Below are 15357 nucleotides of genomic sequence, written 5' to 3' on the forward strand. Positions count from 1 at the left end.
CCCCGGGAGCAGGTTGCCGCCGGCTCCGGAAGAGCCGGCGGCGCGCGTCACGCTACTTGCACAGGCCCAGGATGCGCTCCTGCTGCGGGCACTGCGTGGCGGGCGCGGGATTGACCACGGGCTGGATCACGCGGCCGGCGCGGGCATGCTCGCTCACGCAGCTGTTGAACTCGCGCACCATGGGCGCGTAGTAGCTCCAGCCCTTGCCCAGCGGCGGCAGCGCGAGGTTCACCTCCTTCCACTTCGGATGGCCTTCGGCCTGCAGCGTGGGGAAGTTCTGGCACAGCGAGCGCGCGAAGCGGCTGAGGTGGGCGGTGGTTTCGCTGCGGCCGTAGTTGAAGGTGACGAGGAAGGCCTTCACCGCCACGCCGGGGACGTCCTCGGCGAGCAGGTTGGGGTAGTTGCTGGCCTTCACCACCGAGGGGAAGTAGGTCTGCAGCGCGGCCTTGCTGGCGGGGTTGGCGGCATCGAACTTGAGCAGCCGGATGAGCTGGCGCGCCTCGGGTTTCATGTCCACCAGCAGCTTGGCCGGCTGCCCGGCCACGGCCACCACCACGTCGATGCTCTTGTCCACCGTGAGCTTGACCAGCGCGTCCTCGTTGCTGAGGTAGCTGACCTGGTCTTCGGGCAGCGGCTTGCCGAACATCTGCTTGTACAGCGTGGTGGCCGACAGCGCGGTGCCGCTGAGCAGCGGGCCGACGTTGATCTTGGCGTCCTTGATCTCGTGCACGTTCTGCAGCGGCGAGTCGGCGCGGGTGATGAAGTAGATCTCCTCGTTGTAGAGCGGCATGACCACGCGCAGCGGCCTGATGGTCTCGGCCGCCTGCGGGTTGCCGGCCGCGGCGCGGTCGAGGAAGGCCTGGTAGACGTCGGACTGCACCAGCGCGAGCTTCACGCCGGGCTCGCTGCGCAGCCGCTGCACGTTCTCGGCCGAGCCGGCGGAGGGCAGCGCCTCCAGCGCGATGTCGGCCTGCGGTGCCACGAAGCGCGCCAGGTCGCGGCCGATCTGGATGTAGGTGCCGCGCTCCGAGGCGGTGACGATCTTGTATTCGATGGACGCGGCCTGTGCCGCCAGCGCGAGCAGGGTGCCCAGGGCCGCGGCGACGCTCTTGCGGATGGTGGATCTCATGGTCTCTCTCCCTCCCGTGGTGGATCAGGGTTCACACAGGCCCAGCGCCGCCACCGTGGCGTTGCAGGGCATGGCGGCCGGTGCGCCGCGCGCCGTTGCGCCCGGAACGGCCGCGGCCTGCGGGGCCACGGGCCTGGCCGGTGCGGTCTGGGCCATGGCCGTGGCCGGCACCGTGGCGGTGGCGGCCACCGGCTGCGACGGCAGGGCCGGCGCCAGCGGAGCCACGGCCTGCTGCACTTGGCCCAGGCCGTTCTGCGCGGGCTGGATGGCGTCGGCGCCCGGCGGCGTGGCGGTGGTGTGCAGGGTGGCCGGTGCGGTGCCCAGGGTGGCGGCGGTGGCCATCGCGGGCGCCGGGGCCTGGTAGCCGGCCAGCGGCGCGGACGGGGCGCTGCTGCTGCGGCCCAGCAGGTAGCTGCCCGAGCCCACGATCGCCGTGAGCGCCAGCATGGCGCCGGCGACGGTGACGTTGCTCCAGTTCACGCGGCCCGCGGGCGGCGGCAGGTCGCCTTGCGGGGATTGCGGCTGCGGCCCGGGCAGGCTGAAGTGGAATTCGGCATGCGGCTGCTGCCGTGCCGCGTGCGCGGACGAGTCGGCACCGTAGGGGGCTGCCGTGTCGGCATTGCCGGCGTCAGGCGAGGTGTAGCGCGGCGCGATGGCAAGGCTGTTGTCGTCGTTGAAATGGAGCATGAAGCCCTTGGGCTCGGGCGGGTCGCCGGCCGCGGCATCCGGCGCGGCGGTGGCCGAGGCCCGGGCCGCCGCGGCGGCGGGCGACTGCAGCGGAGCGCCGCAGACACTGCAGAAATGGGCTCGCGCCGGGTTGCTGTGATGGCAGGCGGCGCATTCGGCCACCCAGGAAGCGGAAGGTGTGGTGGGCATGCTTGCAATCCCGCCCGGCCGGGAGAGGCCCCGCGGTCCGGGCTGCACGCGCCGCAGGGCGGCGTCCCCCGCCATGTCCCAAACACATGGCCCGTCGAGGGTATGCGCTCGCACCACAGGCTCAGCGCCGCCTCCCCCCGCTTGCAGGGGATGCGGATTCGCCCCTCAGGGGGAGGACAAAAGTCATGTTCCGCCGCTAGGGCGCAACGTGGCACGTGCCGTGCCGGGCGCTGCCCGGTGTGCCCTGCGGGATCGTCCCGGGTCGGCCTGCCTACCCGGCGCCGACGGCCTCGGCGCTGTCCGAAACCGGCGCGGCCAAGCGCACGTAGATGGGCGCGAAGGCCTCGGCCTGCGTGATCTCCAGCAGCCGCTCGCGCGCGAGCTCCAGCATGGCGACGAAGGTCACCACCAGCACCGGCAATCCGCGCCGGACGTCGAACAGCCCCTCGAACTCCACGTAGGGCCGCTCGCGCAGGCGGCGCAGCACGATGCCCATGTGCTCGCGCACCGAGAGCTGCTCACGCGTGATGGTGTGGTGCTGGTTGAGCTTGGCGCGGCGCACGATGGCCAGCCAGGCGTCGCGCAGGTCCTCCGGGCGCACCTGCGGCAGCGGCGGCTCCAGCGCCAGCTCGATGGCCACCTGCGCGGGCATGAAGTCACGCCCCAGCGTGGGCAGCGCGTCGATGCGCGCCGCCGCCGCCTTCATCTGCTCGTACTCCAGCAGCCGGCGCACGAGTTCGGCGCGCGGGTCCTCGGGCTCGGCGCCGTCCTCGGTCTTGGGCGGCGGCAGCAGCAGCCGGCTCTTGATCTCGATGAGCATGGCCGCCATGAGCAGGTACTCGCTGGCGAGCTCCAGGTTGCGCTTGCGGATCTCCTCGACGTAGCCCAGGTATTGGCGCGTGACCTCGGCCAGCGGGATGTCGAGGATGTTGAAGTTCTGGCGCCGGATCAGGTAGAGCAGCAGGTCCAGTGGGCCCTGGAAGGCGTCGAGGAAGACCTCCAGCGCATCGGGCGGGATGTAGAGGTCCTGCGGCAGCCTGAACAGCGGCTCGCCGTACAGCCGTGCCACGGCCACCGCCTCGGCGCTGCGCGCGGCCTCCGCCGCGGACGGCGACTCGGCGTCCGTCGCCCCCGCCGCCGTCGCTTCGGAGGCAGGCAGGGACGCGCCCGCGCCCAGCGCGGGCACGGGCGGTGCGTTCGAGGTTCCGGACCCGGCCGCCTCGGCGGAGGAGGGGTCGTCGGGTGTCAGGAGGGATGCGGCGGATACGGCCATGGATGCTGCTGGGGCGGCCGTCGCGGGCGGTGAGCGCCCGCGCGCCGGTCACTTGCTCTTGGTCTGGTAAACGTAGGGTTGCTGCGGCACGCGCGCTTCGCGCCACTGGGCGGAGGCCTCGCGGTCCTGCGGGCGGTCCCACAGCAGGGCGCGGCCGGCGCGTTGCTGCGCTTCGAGTTGCGGGTTCTTGGCCTTGAGCTCGTCAAGGAACTGGCCGAACTCCGACTTGTAGGGCTTCCAGAAGAGAGGCATGGCGCGCAGCGGGACAATGTTGGAAAACCCGGATTTTAACTTTTGGGGAGTCCCGACTTGCGGTGGATGAAGGTAGCGATGCTGGCACTACTCGGGGGTCTGTTGGCCGGCTGCGACGCGCAGCGCATCGCCAAGCTCGAAGAAGGCGTGGCCACCGAGGCCGACGTGCGGCGCGAATTCGGCGAGCCCGAGCGCGTGCGCGAGGAGAGCGACGGCTCGCGCACGCTGGAGTACCCGCGCCAGCCCGCCGGGCGGCAGAACTACCTCATCACCATCGGCCCCGACGGGCGCATGAGCGCGCTGCGCCAGATGCTGTCGGCGCGCTACTTTGCGATGGTGCAGCCCGGCATGACGCGGCAGCAGGTGCGCGACCTGCTGGGCCGCCCCGCCAAGCGCACGCCCTACAGCCTGAGCCGGACCGAGGTCTGGGACTGGCAGTACCTCGACGGCCAGCAGGAAAAGCTCTTCAGCGTCACCTTCGACGCCGACGGCCTGGTGCAGAACACGGGCAGCATGGACCAGCTGCCCGGCGACCGCTGACGCCGGCCGGCCGCTTGCCGCCTTCCCATCCACACCTCCCGGCCGCCGCGCGGCGATCCGAACACTGCCCATGAGCACCGAAACCGAACTGAAATTCCAGATCCCGCCCGCCGCCCGCGCCGCCGTGCATGCCGAGGTCCAGGCCGCCGGCGGCCGGCCGCTGCGGCTGCAGGCGCGCTACTTCGACACCGCCGATCGCGCGCTGGCGACGGCCGGCATGGCGCTGCGGCTGCGCCGCGAGGGCGCGGTGTGGGTGCAGACGCTCAAGGGCCGCGGCGACGGCGTGATGCAGCGCCTGGAGCACGAGGTGGTGCTGGACGCGAGCGAGCCGCGGCTGGACCCGTCGCACCACGACGGCACGCCCGCCGGCGCCGCGCTGCGCCGCGCGCTGGGCACGGCCGAACTGGCACTCACCTTCGAGACCGACGTGCGGCGCACCGTGCTGGCGCTGGACCAGGCTGACGCCGTGATCGAGCTGGCGCTGGACGAGGGCGTGCTGCGCGCCGGTAGCGCCGAGGCGCCGCTGTACGAGCTGGAGTACGAGCTGCTGCAGGGCCCGGTGGCCGCGCTGCTGGCGCTGGCCGGCGAGGGCGTGCTGCGCCATGGGCTGTGGCTGGACGTGCGCAGCAAGGCCGAGCGCGGCGAGCGCCTGGCGCGCGGCCTCAAGACCGTGCCGCCGCTGCGGCTGGCGGGCGACACGCTGGCATCGGCGCTGGAGCAGATGCTGGTCAACGCCTGCGAGCTGGCGGAAGGCCTGGGTGACGAGGGCCACCTGCAGGCGCTGCGCGAGGCGGTGGAGGAGGGCCTGCGCGCCGCCGCGCTGCTGCCGGTGGCCACGGGGCTGCAGGGGCTGCGGGCGCAGCTCGATGCGATCGCGGCGCACCCGCGCGGCGAGTGCCTGGCCGCCGCCGGGGAGCTGCTGCGCGCGCCGGGGTTCAACCGGCTGGCGCTGGAACTGGTGGGGGTGGTGGAGGAGTGAGGCCGGACGGGCTGATCCAGCCCGGGTCCGCCTACGCCTCGGCCATCGCGGTGCGTCCGGGAGTGGGGCGGCCTTCCACGGTCCGCCGCGCCAGCCCCAGTGCCTCGCCCAGCGTCGCCACGATGCACTCCGCCCCCAGGATCTCCTCCAGCCCCGCGCGCTTGAGCAGCGACAGCGGCTGCTCGTTGGGGTCGGCCAGCACCAGTGCGATGCTGCGGCGGCGCAGCGCGCGCGCGAGCTGCGTCAGGCTGTCCACGCCGGTGCTGTCCAGCGACACCAGGCGGTGCATCTCCAGCACCAGCACCCGCGTACCCGGCGCGATCTGCTCGGGCAGCGCCTCCAGCTTGCCCACGGCGCCGAAGAACAGCGCGCCGTAGGCCTGCATCACCTGCACGCCCGGCAGAGGTTCCGGCAGCGCCAGCGGCTCGATGCGGAACAGGTTGCTCATGCGCAGGATGAAGAAACCGCAGGCCATCAGCAGCCCGGCCTCCACCGCCACCGTCAGGTCGAACACCACCGTGAGCACGAAGCTGCCCAGCATCACCGCGCGATAGGGCAGCTTGAACTGGCGCAGCCGCGCGAACTCGTGCCACTCGCCCATGTTCCAGGCCACGAACAGCAGGATCCCCGCCAGCGCCGCCAGCGGCACGTGCACCGCCAGCGGAGCGGCCACCAGCACGATGGCCAGCAGCGTGAACGCGTGCACCATGCCCGCCACCGGCGTGCGCGCGCCCGAGCGCACGTTGGTCGAGGTGCGGGCGATGGTGCCGGTGGCGGGCATGCCGCCGAACAGCGGCGCGACGAAGTTCGCCACCCCTTGCGCCATCAGCTCCTGGTTCGGGTCGTGGCGCGGCAGGTCGCTCATGTTGTCGGCCACGCGCGCGCACAGCAGCGACTCGATGGCGCCCAGCAGCGCGATGGTCAGCGTGGGCATGAGCAGCTGCTTCACGCCGACCCAGTCGAAGCTCGGCAGCTCGAAGCTCGGCAGCGACTGTGGAATGCCGCCGAAGCGCGAGCCGATGGTCTCGACCTCCAGCCCCAGGATGCGCGCCACGAGCGTCGCCAGCACCAGCGCTATGACGGTGCCCGGCACCTGCGCGGCATGGCGCTTCACCTTCTCCAGCAGGTTGTGGGGCGGGCTGGGCATGCGGTAGGACTTGGGCCACACCACCACCAGCGCCAGGCTGCCCAGCCCCAGGGCCAGCGCCGCGATGTTGACGGTGTGCAGGTGCGCCCACAGCGCCGCGATCTGCGCGAAGAAGTCGGCGGGCATCTTCTCGATGCTCAGGCCCAATAAATCCTTCAGCTGCGACAGGCCGATGAGCACCGCGATGCCGTTGGTGAAGCCGATCACCACTCCCACCGGGATGTAGCGCACCAGCGCCCCCAGCCGCAGCAGCCCCAGCGCGAACAGCAGCACGCCGGCGAGCATGGTGGCGATGATCAGGTTCGCCAGCCCGTACTGCGCCTGGATGCCGTAGACGATGACGATGAAGGCGCCGGCCGGGCCACCGATCTGGACGTTGGAGCCGCCCAGCGCCGAGATCAGGAAGCCGGCGATGACGGCGGTGAAGATGCCCTGTTCGGGCTTGAGCCCGCTGGCGATGGCGAAGGCCATGGCCAGCGGCAGGGCGACGATGCCGACCGTCAGGCCGGCGCCCAGGTCGGCGATGAACTGGCCGCGGGAATAGCCGCGCATCGCCTGGACGAGGCGCGGCTGGAAACGGTGCAGAGCGAGCATGGGACCTCCGGAATACAGCGATGGCGAACGCGCGTCATGGCTCGCGCCGCCGGAGGTCCGCAGTGGTGCCGCAGGGCGATAAAGCGGCGCCGGCGCGAGGGCCCAGCCACCAGGCTGAGCCGCTGCGGCGCCGGCCACCGCGCCATGTCAGCGCACCCGCATGCCGGGCTGCGCGCCCGGCCAGGGTTCGAGGATGTGGATGCCGGGCTGCGCCTTCTCGTCGGCATGGCTGGCCGCCAGCACCATGCCTTCGCTCACGCCGAACTTCATTTTTCGCGGCGCCAGGTTGGCCACCATCACGGTGAGCTTGCCCACGAGCTGCTCGGGCGTGTAGGCGGACTGGATGCCGCTGAAGACGTTGCGCGTGCGGCCCTCGCCCACGTCCAGCGTGAGCTGCAGCAGCTTGTTGCTGCCCTCGACCTTGCGCGCTTCCACGATGCGGGCGATGCGCAGGTCGATCTTGGCGAAGTCCTCGATGCCGATGGTGGGCGCGATGTCCTCGCCGCCGGGCAGCGCGGGTGCCTCCGGGGCGGCCGGGGCCGCGGCAGCCGCCGCCGGCGCGCTCGGCTCGAACAGCGCGTCCAGCAGCTTCGGGTCCACCCGCTGCATCAGGTGTTTGTAAGTGCCGATGCGGTGCGCGCCCAGGGCCCGTGCGGCGTCGGCGAAGCTCAGCGGGCTCACCTGCAGGAAGTCCTCCACCTGCGCCGCCACGGAGGGCAGCACGGGCTTGAGGTAGATGGTGAGCAACCTGAAAGCTTCGATGCAGGTGCTGCACACGTCATGCAGCGCCGCGGAGAGCTCCGGCTTCTTGGCCAGCTCCCAGGGCTTGTGCTGGTCCACGTAGGCGTTGACGCGGTCGGCCAGCGCCATGACCTCGCGCACCGCCTTGCCGAACTCGCGCTCCTCGTACAGGCGCTCGATGTCCTCGCGGGCCGCGCGCAGCCCGTCCAGCAGCGCGCGGCCTTCCACGCCCAGGTCGGCGCTGAGGTGGCCCTCGAAGCGCTTGGCGATGAAGCCTGCGGCGCGGCTGGCGATGTTGACGTACTTGCCCACCAGGTCCGAGTTCACCCGCGCGACGAAGTCCTCGGGGTTGAAGTCCACGTCCTCGACCTTGGCGTTGAGCTTGGCGGCGATGTAGTAGCGCAGCCACTCGGCGTTCATGCCGATCTCCAGGTACTTCAGCGGGCTGATGCCGGTGCCGCGCGACTTGCTCATCTTCTCGCCGCTGACGGTGATGAAGCCGTGCACGAACACGTTGCTGGGCTCCTTGCGGCCGCTGAAATGCAGCATCGCCGGCCAGAACAGCGTGTGGAAGTACGTGATGTCCTTGCCGATGAAGTGGTACTGCTCCACTGCCGGATCGGCCATGAACTGCTCGAAGCTGCGGGTCTCGCCGTCGCGCTGGCGCGGGCCGCCCCGGTCGAACCAGGCCTTGAGCGAGGCCAGGTAGCCCACGGGCGCGTCCAGCCAGACATAGAAATACTTGCCCGGGGCGTCGGGAATCTCGATGCCGAAGTAGGGCGCGTCGCGGGAGATGTCCCAATCCGACAGGCCCACGTGGCCCTCGTCGTCGGCGGCGAACCACTCCTTGATCTTGTTGAGCACCTCGGGCTGCAGCCGTCCGGGCTCCTGGGTCCAGCGCTGCAGGAACTCCAGGCAGCGCGGCGAGGAGAGCTGGAAGAAGTGGTGCTCGGAGCTCTTCATCACCGGCGTGGCGCCGGTGAGCGTGGAGTACGGGTTCTTGAGCTCGGTGGGCGCGTACACCGCGCCGCAGACCTCGCAGGAGTCGCCGTACTGGTCCTTGGCGCTGCAGCGCGGGCACTCGCCCTTGATGTAGCGGTCGGGCAGGAACATCGACTTCACGGGGTCGAAGAACTGCTCGATGTTGCGCACGGCGATCAGGCCCTCGCGGCGCAGCGCGCGGTAGATGTCCTGTGCGAGCTGGTGGTTCTCCGGCGCGTCGGTGGAGTGCCAGTGGTCGAAGGCGATGTGGAAGCCGTCCAGGTACTGCTTGCGCCCGGCGGCGATCTCGGCCACGAACTGTTGCGGGGTTTTCCCGACCTTCTCGGCGGCGATCATGATCGGCGCGCCGTGCGCATCGTCGGCGCCGACGAAGTGCACCGTGTTGCCGCGCATGCGCTGGAAGCGCACCCAGATGTCGGCCTGGATGTATTCCATGATGTGGCCGATGTGGAACGCGCCATTGGCGTAGGGCAGGGCGGTGGTGACGAAAAGCTGGCGTGTCATCAAGGGTCTCTTGGGCGCGCGGGGCAAACCCAGATTCTAGGCCGCACGTCAAGGTCGGCCCCCCTGGGCTAGACTGCTTTCCCTCTCAAGAACCCCCCTGTTGTCACCCCCTTATGGCCGCCACCGAAGCCGCGCTGCTGGACGCGCTCAAGACCGTCGTCGATCCCAACACCGGGCGCGATTTCGTCTCCACCCGCCAGCTCAAGAACCTGCGCATCGACGGCGACGAGGTCAGCTTCGACGTGGTGCTGGGCTACCCGGCCAAGAGCCAGATCCCGGTGCTGCGCCGCGCGCTCATCAATGCCGCGCGCACGGTGCCCGGCGTGGGCAACGTCAGCGCCAACCTGGGCGTGGAGATCACGGCGCACGCGGTGCAGCGCGGCGTGCAGCTACTGCCCAAGGTGAAGAACATCGTCGCCGTGGCCTCGGGCAAGGGCGGCGTGGGCAAGAGCACCACCACCGTGAACCTGGCGCTGGCACTGGCCGCCGAGGGCGCGCGCGTGGGCATCCTGGACGCCGACATCTACGGCCCCAGCCAGCCCATGATGATGGGCATCGAGGGCCGCCCCGAGAGCGCCGATGGCCAGACCATGGAGCCGCTGGAGAACTACGGCGTGCAGGTCATGTCCATCGGCTTCCTGATCGAGGCCGACAACCCCATGATCTGGCGCGGCCCCATGGCCACCCAGGCGCTGGAGCAGCTGCTGCGGCAGACCAACTGGGACCAGCTCGACTACCTCATCGTCGACATGCCCCCGGGCACCGGCGACATCCAGCTCACGCTCTCGCAGAAGGTGCCGCTCACCGGCGCCGTGATCGTGACCACGCCGCAGGACATCGCGCTGCTGGACGCGCGCAAGGGCCTGAAGATGTTCGAGAAGGTGGGCGTGCCCATCCTGGGCGTGGTGGAGAACATGGCCGTGCACGTGTGCTCCAACTGCGGCCACGCGGAGCACATCTTCGGCGCCGAGGGCGGCAAGAAGATGGCGGCCGAGTACGGCGTGGACTACCTGGGCGCGCTGCCGCTGTCCATGGGCATCCGCGAGCAGGCCGACAGCGGCCGCCCCACCGTGGTCAACGACCCCGATGGCGAGATCGCCGGCATCTACAAGGCCGTGGCGCGCCAGGTGGCGGTGAAGATCGCCGCCAAGGCCAAGGACTTCAGCAGCAAGTTCCCCACCATCACCATCTCCAAGGGCACCTGAGATGTCGCAGCGGCCGTCGGTCCGGGTCGCGGTCCTGATGGAGCGCGAACACCAGCCCAACCGCTGGGAGGACTGGCGCCACCGCATCGCCGAGGTGCTGCCCGACGAGGGCGCTTTCGGCACCGAGGCGCGGCTGCTGCGCGACGACGGCAAGACCGCGAGCTTCCTCTTCCCCGGCTTCGAGCTGGAGCTGTTCAGGGACGAGGCCGAGGGTTACTACCTCAACCTCAGCGCCGGCACGCCGGTGTGGTTCGTGATGTGGCGCGTGGATGACGAGGACCCGTCGCGCGCGCGCCCCGAGATCGTGAGCCTGTCCTACAACGAGGCCGGCCGCTGGCTCGATGCGCAGGAGCGCGTGGACAACGTGCCGCTGCACCCGCAAGTGCGCGACTGGCTGCAGGCCTACGTGGACGAGCACTACCGGCCCGAGCCCAAGAAGCGCCAGCGCCCGGCCTCGTTCCAGCGTCCCGAGGAGCGCGGGCGCGGCGGCTGAGGCTCCCCGAGCGCCCTCCGCCCCCTCGGACCATCAGGAGTTTCAGCATGGCCGAAGACGGCTTCTTCTCGCGCTGGTCGCGGCGCAAAACGCAGGTCGCGCGCGGCGAGCAGCCGCCTGAGCCGCCGCCTGAAAAGCCCAGGGCGCCCGAAGCCGCGCCGCCCCTGGCCGCCGCGCCGGCGCAGCCCTTGGCCGAGGCGCCGCCGCAGCCGGCCGAGCCCCCGCCCACGCTGGAAGACGTCGCCAGGCTCGGCCGCGATTCCGACTACTCCCGCTTCGTCGCCCCCGACGTCGCGCCGGAGGTGAAGAACGCCGCGCTGAAGAAACTCTTCACCGACCCGCACTTCAACGTGATGGACGGGCTCGACATCTACATCGACGACTACGGCAAGCCCGATCCGATCCCGCCGGCCATGCTGCGCCAGCTCGCGCAGTCCAAGCTGCTGGGCCTCTTCGACGACGAGGAGGACAAGCACCAAGACACCGAAGCCGGCACGCCCGAAGGCGCCGCGACCGCCGCTGCCGGCCCGATGCCGCCGGCGGCCGACGCGCCCGCCCTGCCGGACGACCCGGCGGACCCGCCGCCCCTGACGAATACCGCTACCGCATCCCATGAAGACGCTGATCTGCAACTGCAACCGCACCATGCCCCTGGACGGCCCGGCGCTGGCGAAGGCCCTGCCGCAGGCTGAAGGGCTGCAGACCGTCCACAACCTGCTGTGCCGCCACGAGGCGGTGCAGTTCCAGCGCGCGGCCAAGGCGGCGGCCGCCGCCGGCGAGCAGCTCCTGGTGGGCTGTACGCAGGAGAAGCGCCTGTTCCTGGAGCTCAACGCGCAGACCGAAGGGGCGCTGCCGGCCGAGGAGCAGCCCATCCGCTTCGTCAACCTGCGCGAGAGCGGCGGCTGGTCACGGGACGCGCGCGGCGCCACGCCCAAGCTCGCCGCGCTCATCGCCGCCGCGCAGCTGCCCGATCCGGACCCGGTGCCCACGGTGAGCTACCGCTCGGCCGGGCGGCTGCTGGTGATCGGCGCCGCCGAAGCGGCCGAGCGCGCCGCGGCCATGCTTTCCGACAAGCTCGACGTGAGCCTGCTGCTGAGCGAGGCGGGCAGCGCGCTGCCGCAGGTGCGCGAGCGCGCGGTGCACGCCGGGCGCGTCACCGGCCTGAGCGGCTGGCTCGGCGCCTTCGAGGTGCGCTGGGAGAGCGGCAACCCGATCGACCTGGACCTGTGCACCCGCTGCAACGCCTGCGTGGAAGCCTGCCCCGAGGGCGCCATCGGCTTCGACTACCAGGTGGACCTCTCGCGCTGCGCCGCGCACCGCGCCTGCGTCAAGGCCTGCGCCGTGGCCGGCGCCATCGACTTCCAGCGCGAGCCGGAGCGGCTGTCGGAGACCTTCGACCTGGTCCTGGACCTGCGTCCCGCGCCGGCCTTCGTCCAGCACGCCAAGCCCCAGGGCTACTTCCACGTCGGCGCCGATGCCGGGAAGCTGTTCGACGCGGTGCTGAAGCTGCGCGAGCTCACCGGCGAGTTCGAGAAGCCGAAGTTCTTTCAGTACAAGCAGAAGATCTGCGCCCACAGCCGCAACGAGCGCGTGGGCTGCGACGCCTGCGTGCAGATCTGCTCCGCGCGCGCCATCGCCAGCGAGGCCTCCACCACGGGCGGCGTCCGCGTCGAGCCGCACCTGTGCGTGGGCTGCGGCGCCTGCACCACCGTGTGCCCCACCGGCGCGCTGGCCTACGCCTACCCGGACGCGCCCGCCACGGGGCGGCGGCTGCGCGCGCTGCTCACCACCTACGCCCGCGCCGGCGGGCGCGACGCCGCGCTGCTGCTGCACAGCGAGGGGGCCGGATCGCGGCTGCTGATGGAGCTGGGCCGCGCGGCGCGCACCGACGCGTCCATTGACGGCCTGCCCGCGCGCGTGCTGCCGGTGGCGCTCTGGCACACCGCCAGCGTCGGCCTGGAGCTGTGGCTCACGGCCAAGGCGCAGGGCGCCTCGCAGGTGTTCATCCTGCTGACCGAGGAGGAGGCGCCCGAGTACCGCGCCGCGCTGGCGGAGCAGGCCGAGGTGGCCAACGCGCTGCTGGCCGGGCTGGGCTACGCCGGCGTGCACGTGCAACTGGTCGAGGCCCGCGACGCGCGCGACCTGGCCGCGCTGGACGCCACGCTGTGTACGGCGGTGCCGGCGACGACGGTGCGCCTGCCCGCGGCCTACGCGGTGCAGAGTGAAAAACGCGCCACGCTGGAGCTGGCGCTGGAGCACCTGCTGGCGCAGGCGCCGCGGGCGCTGCCGGAGAGCGTGGCGTTGCCCGCGGCCAGCCCGCTGGGCGGCATCAGCGTGGATACGGGCCGCTGCACGCTGTGCCTGAGCTGCGTGGGCGCCTGCCCTTCGGCCGCGCTGGCCGACAACCCCGACAAGCCGCAGCTGCGCTTCATCGAGAAGAACTGCGTGCAGTGCGGCCTGTGCGCGAGCACCTGTCCCGAGGACGCCATCGCGCTGCAGCCGCGGCTGTGGCTGGCGGAGGAAGGCAAGGCCCGCAAGCAGGCCCGCGTGCTCAACGAGGCGCAGCCCTACGCCTGCATCCGCTGTGGCAAACCCTTCGGCACGCTGCAGGCGGTGGAGGCCATGCTCGGCCGCCTGGCGGGGCACCCGATGTTCCAGGGCGAGGCGCTGCAGCGGCTGAAGATGTGCGGCGACTGCCGCGTCATCGACATCTATTCCAACCCCAACGAAGCGCGGATCACGGACCTGTGATTCCCATTCCTGCCAATGGCTAAAAAACCCCCGTCACACCCGCACAGGCGGGTGTCCACGCGCTCCGGGCGGCATTCCGGCCAGCGTGGATGCCCGCCTGCGCGGGCATGACGAGGACATGTTTCAGCTGCGAGCCACAAGTCGAATGAGCGAACAAAACCTTCAGGCCCTGAGCCTGTCCACCATGGACGACGCCGAGGAACTGGCGCGGGCCGAGACCTACGGCGTGCTGGCGCGGCTGTGGTGGGCGCCGCCGGACGAGGAGCTGTTCAGGCAGTTCGCGGTCGCGGTGACCGAGGCGCCGCAGCCGGGCGGCTTCCTGGAGGCGCCGTGGCAGGCGCTGGTGGGCGCCATGCGCGCCAGCAGCGTGGCGGCGGCGCGTGAGGAGTACGTGGCGCTGTTCGAGGGCATCGGCAAGCCGGAGGTCTTCCTCTACGGCTCGTACTACCTGGCGGGCTTCCTCAACGAACGCCCGCTGGTGGCGCTGCGCGACGACCTCGCGCGCCTGGGCCTGGAGCGCGATCCCTCGCGCGGCGAGACCGAGGACCACGTGGCCTGCGTGTTCGAGGTGATGCGCTTCCTCATCGCCGGCGACGACGTGGCGCTGTGCAACCTGGAGCAGCAGCGCCGCTTCTTCCGCGCCCACGTGCAGCCCTGGGTGGAGAAGCTCTGTGAGGCGGTGCAGGCGCAGCCGCGGGCCAGGCTCTACGCCGCGCTGGCGGGTTTCACCGCCGCCTTCATGCAGGTCGAGACCCAGGCCTTCGACTTGATCGAGTAGGGCCGGGGCAGGGGTTCAGCAGGCGCAGTCGGCCGCTTCTTCGACGCGGTGGCCGGGTTGCGGGCGGTGTACGGGGGCGCCGGTATGTCGGCCGTACCGGGGCCTTTCCCGCAGGTACTGCTCAATGGCCTCCGTCGCGGTGGGGGAGATGGAGGTGAAGCGCATGCCCACCATGAAGCCGTTCTCCTTGCCGCTGAACATGATGTTCATGACCTGGGCCCGTGCCATGACGGTGTAGGCCCCGTCCGGGCCACCGGGCAGGCCGAGCCGGATGTTGCACACCGACTGCAACGGCAGGTTGGCCGGCACCAGCAGCCGCAAGCCGCCGACGCTGATGTCCACCGCGCGGGCTTCGACGATGCGGCGGCCCGGAAGCATCACGTGCACGGTGCAGACGAGGCGCCCGCGCGCATGCTCGCGGAACTCGCGCAAGGGCGCCTTGTGGTCCTTGTTGCTGATAAAGCCATTCATCTCAAAACCGTTCCTGACACTCGACCCTCGCGCGCCTGCACGCATTGTTGCTTCCGCGTGCCTGTCATGCGCTCCGCTGGCCGTGAACGGTGCCGCACTGGAGGCCGGTTCAGTGCTTGCGGATCAGCGGGTCGGACGCGGCCAGGCCGTCGTGACCGTGGCCGGCGTCGTCGGCGCGGTTGCGCGGGCGGCCGGGCTGGGGGTGGCGGTGGATGTCGCGTGCCTGCAGGTAGCGCAGCAGGGCGGCACGCGAGGCGGAGGGAAAGGTGGTGAAGCGCAGGCCGGCCAGGAAGCCGTGCACGCGGCCGCTGCACACGATGCTGGTCACCTGCGCCCGGGCCGTGATCACCTTGGCGCCCATGGGAATGGCCGGGATGGTGAGCGACAGCGCGCACTCGCCGTGCAGCGGCAGGCTCTCCGGCAGCACCAGCTGCATGCCGCCCAGGCTGATGTCCAGGGTCCGTCCCCGCAGGACGCGCTGGTCGGACAGCGTGAGCTGCACGGTGGTGGCGAAGCGCTCGCGCACGTGCCGGCGCAGCGCGGTGTTCGAGGAACCGGCGGGCTGTTGATGGCGAACGGGCATGGCAGGCAAAGCAGCGGATGAGGTAATCCGCATTGTTTG

The 15357-nt window shown here is 71.1% G+C and carries 15 protein-coding genes; 7 read left to right on the forward strand and 8 right to left on the reverse strand.

Annotated elements, in window-relative coordinates:
- Nucleotides 1-52 precede the first annotated feature (52 nt).
- From Q0741_RS04465 to Q0741_RS04480, 4 genes are all read right to left on the reverse strand, one after another.
- On the reverse strand, nucleotides 53-1129 hold the full coding sequence (locus Q0741_RS04465; RefSeq protein WP_298231987.1) for a TAXI family TRAP transporter solute-binding subunit: 1077 nt from the start codon (nucleotides 1127-1129) through the stop codon (nucleotides 53-55).
- Nucleotides 1130-1153: 24 nt separating this feature from the next.
- The gene (locus Q0741_RS04470; RefSeq protein WP_298231988.1) at nucleotides 1154-2005 is read right to left on the reverse strand and encodes a zinc ribbon domain-containing protein; all 852 of its coding nucleotides are present in this window, start codon (nucleotides 2003-2005) and stop codon (nucleotides 1154-1156) included.
- 271 nt (nucleotides 2006-2276) lie between these two features.
- Nucleotides 2277-3278 carry a ScpA family protein gene (locus tag Q0741_RS04475; RefSeq protein WP_298231989.1) on the reverse strand — a complete coding sequence of 334 codons (1002 nt, stop codon included), beginning with the start codon at nucleotides 3276-3278 and terminating at the stop codon, nucleotides 2277-2279.
- Between the two features lie 48 nt (nucleotides 3279-3326).
- Nucleotides 3327-3530 (reverse strand): DUF3460 family protein, encoded by a 204-nt coding sequence (locus Q0741_RS04480; protein WP_298231990.1) that lies wholly within the window; start codon nucleotides 3528-3530, stop codon nucleotides 3327-3329.
- Nucleotides 3531-3608: 78 nt separating this feature from the next.
- On the opposite strand from Q0741_RS04480, the gene bamE reads away from it, so the two are divergent.
- Together bamE and Q0741_RS04490 are read left to right on the forward strand one after the other, a co-directional pair.
- On the forward strand, nucleotides 3609-4070 hold the full coding sequence (gene bamE / locus Q0741_RS04485; RefSeq protein ID WP_298231991.1) for an outer membrane protein assembly factor BamE: 462 nt from the start codon (nucleotides 3609-3611) through the stop codon (nucleotides 4068-4070).
- 70 nt (nucleotides 4071-4140) lie between these two features.
- Nucleotides 4141-5049 carry a CYTH domain-containing protein gene (locus Q0741_RS04490; RefSeq protein ID WP_298231992.1) on the forward strand — a complete coding sequence of 303 codons (909 nt, stop codon included), beginning with the start codon at nucleotides 4141-4143 and terminating at the stop codon, nucleotides 5047-5049.
- A 31-nt stretch (nucleotides 5050-5080) separates the two neighbouring features.
- Here the strand turns inward: Q0741_RS04490 and Q0741_RS04495 are convergent, their stop codons facing one another.
- Nucleotides 5081-6790: a SulP family inorganic anion transporter gene (locus Q0741_RS04495; RefSeq protein WP_298231993.1), complete on the reverse strand. Its 1710-nt coding sequence runs from the start codon at nucleotides 6788-6790 to the stop codon at nucleotides 5081-5083.
- Nucleotides 6791-6937: 147 nt separating this feature from the next.
- Nucleotides 6938-9037 carry a methionine--tRNA ligase gene (gene metG / locus Q0741_RS04500; protein WP_298231994.1) on the reverse strand — a complete coding sequence of 700 codons (2100 nt, stop codon included), beginning with the start codon at nucleotides 9035-9037 and terminating at the stop codon, nucleotides 6938-6940.
- Nucleotides 9038-9150: 113 nt separating this feature from the next.
- Here metG and apbC point away from each other — a divergent pair, with 113 nt between their 5' ends.
- The 5 genes from apbC to Q0741_RS04525 all read left to right on the forward strand — a co-directional run bounded on the left by apbC (nucleotide 9151) and on the right by Q0741_RS04525 (nucleotide 14264).
- Nucleotides 9151-10242: an iron-sulfur cluster carrier protein ApbC gene (gene apbC / locus Q0741_RS04505; RefSeq protein WP_298231995.1), complete on the forward strand. Its 1092-nt coding sequence runs from the start codon at nucleotides 9151-9153 to the stop codon at nucleotides 10240-10242.
- Between the two features lies 1 nt (nucleotide 10243).
- Nucleotides 10244-10735: a DUF3305 domain-containing protein gene (locus Q0741_RS04510; RefSeq protein ID WP_298231996.1), complete on the forward strand. Its 492-nt coding sequence runs from the start codon at nucleotides 10244-10246 to the stop codon at nucleotides 10733-10735.
- A 47-nt stretch (nucleotides 10736-10782) separates the two neighbouring features.
- Nucleotides 10783-11427: a DUF3306 domain-containing protein gene (locus Q0741_RS04515; RefSeq protein ID WP_298231997.1), complete on the forward strand. Its 645-nt coding sequence runs from the start codon at nucleotides 10783-10785 to the stop codon at nucleotides 11425-11427.
- The gene (locus tag Q0741_RS04520; protein WP_298231998.1) at nucleotides 11348-13486 is read left to right on the forward strand and encodes a 4Fe-4S binding protein; all 2139 of its coding nucleotides are present in this window, start codon (nucleotides 11348-11350) and stop codon (nucleotides 13484-13486) included. The genes Q0741_RS04515 and Q0741_RS04520 overlap by 80 nt, the downstream gene beginning before the upstream one ends.
- Before the next feature lie 145 nt (nucleotides 13487-13631).
- A complete protein-coding gene (locus tag Q0741_RS04525) occupies nucleotides 13632-14264 on the forward strand; it encodes a molecular chaperone TorD family protein (protein WP_298231999.1) in 633 nt (210 codons plus the stop codon).
- 15 nt (nucleotides 14265-14279) lie between these two features.
- Here the strand turns inward: Q0741_RS04525 and Q0741_RS04530 are convergent, their stop codons facing one another.
- On the reverse strand, nucleotides 14280-14780 hold the full coding sequence (locus Q0741_RS04530; protein ID WP_298232000.1) for a PilZ domain-containing protein: 501 nt from the start codon (nucleotides 14778-14780) through the stop codon (nucleotides 14280-14282).
- A gap of 64 nt (nucleotides 14781-14844) precedes the next feature.
- Entirely contained in the window at nucleotides 14845-15318 is a 474-nt protein-coding gene (locus Q0741_RS04535; RefSeq protein ID WP_298232001.1) for a PilZ domain-containing protein, read from the reverse strand.
- Nucleotides 15319-15357: the final 39 nt, after the last annotated feature.

This window comes from uncultured Azohydromonas sp., assembly GCF_937926365.1.
Taxonomy (GTDB): Bacteria; Pseudomonadota; Gammaproteobacteria; order Burkholderiales; family Burkholderiaceae_C; genus Azohydromonas.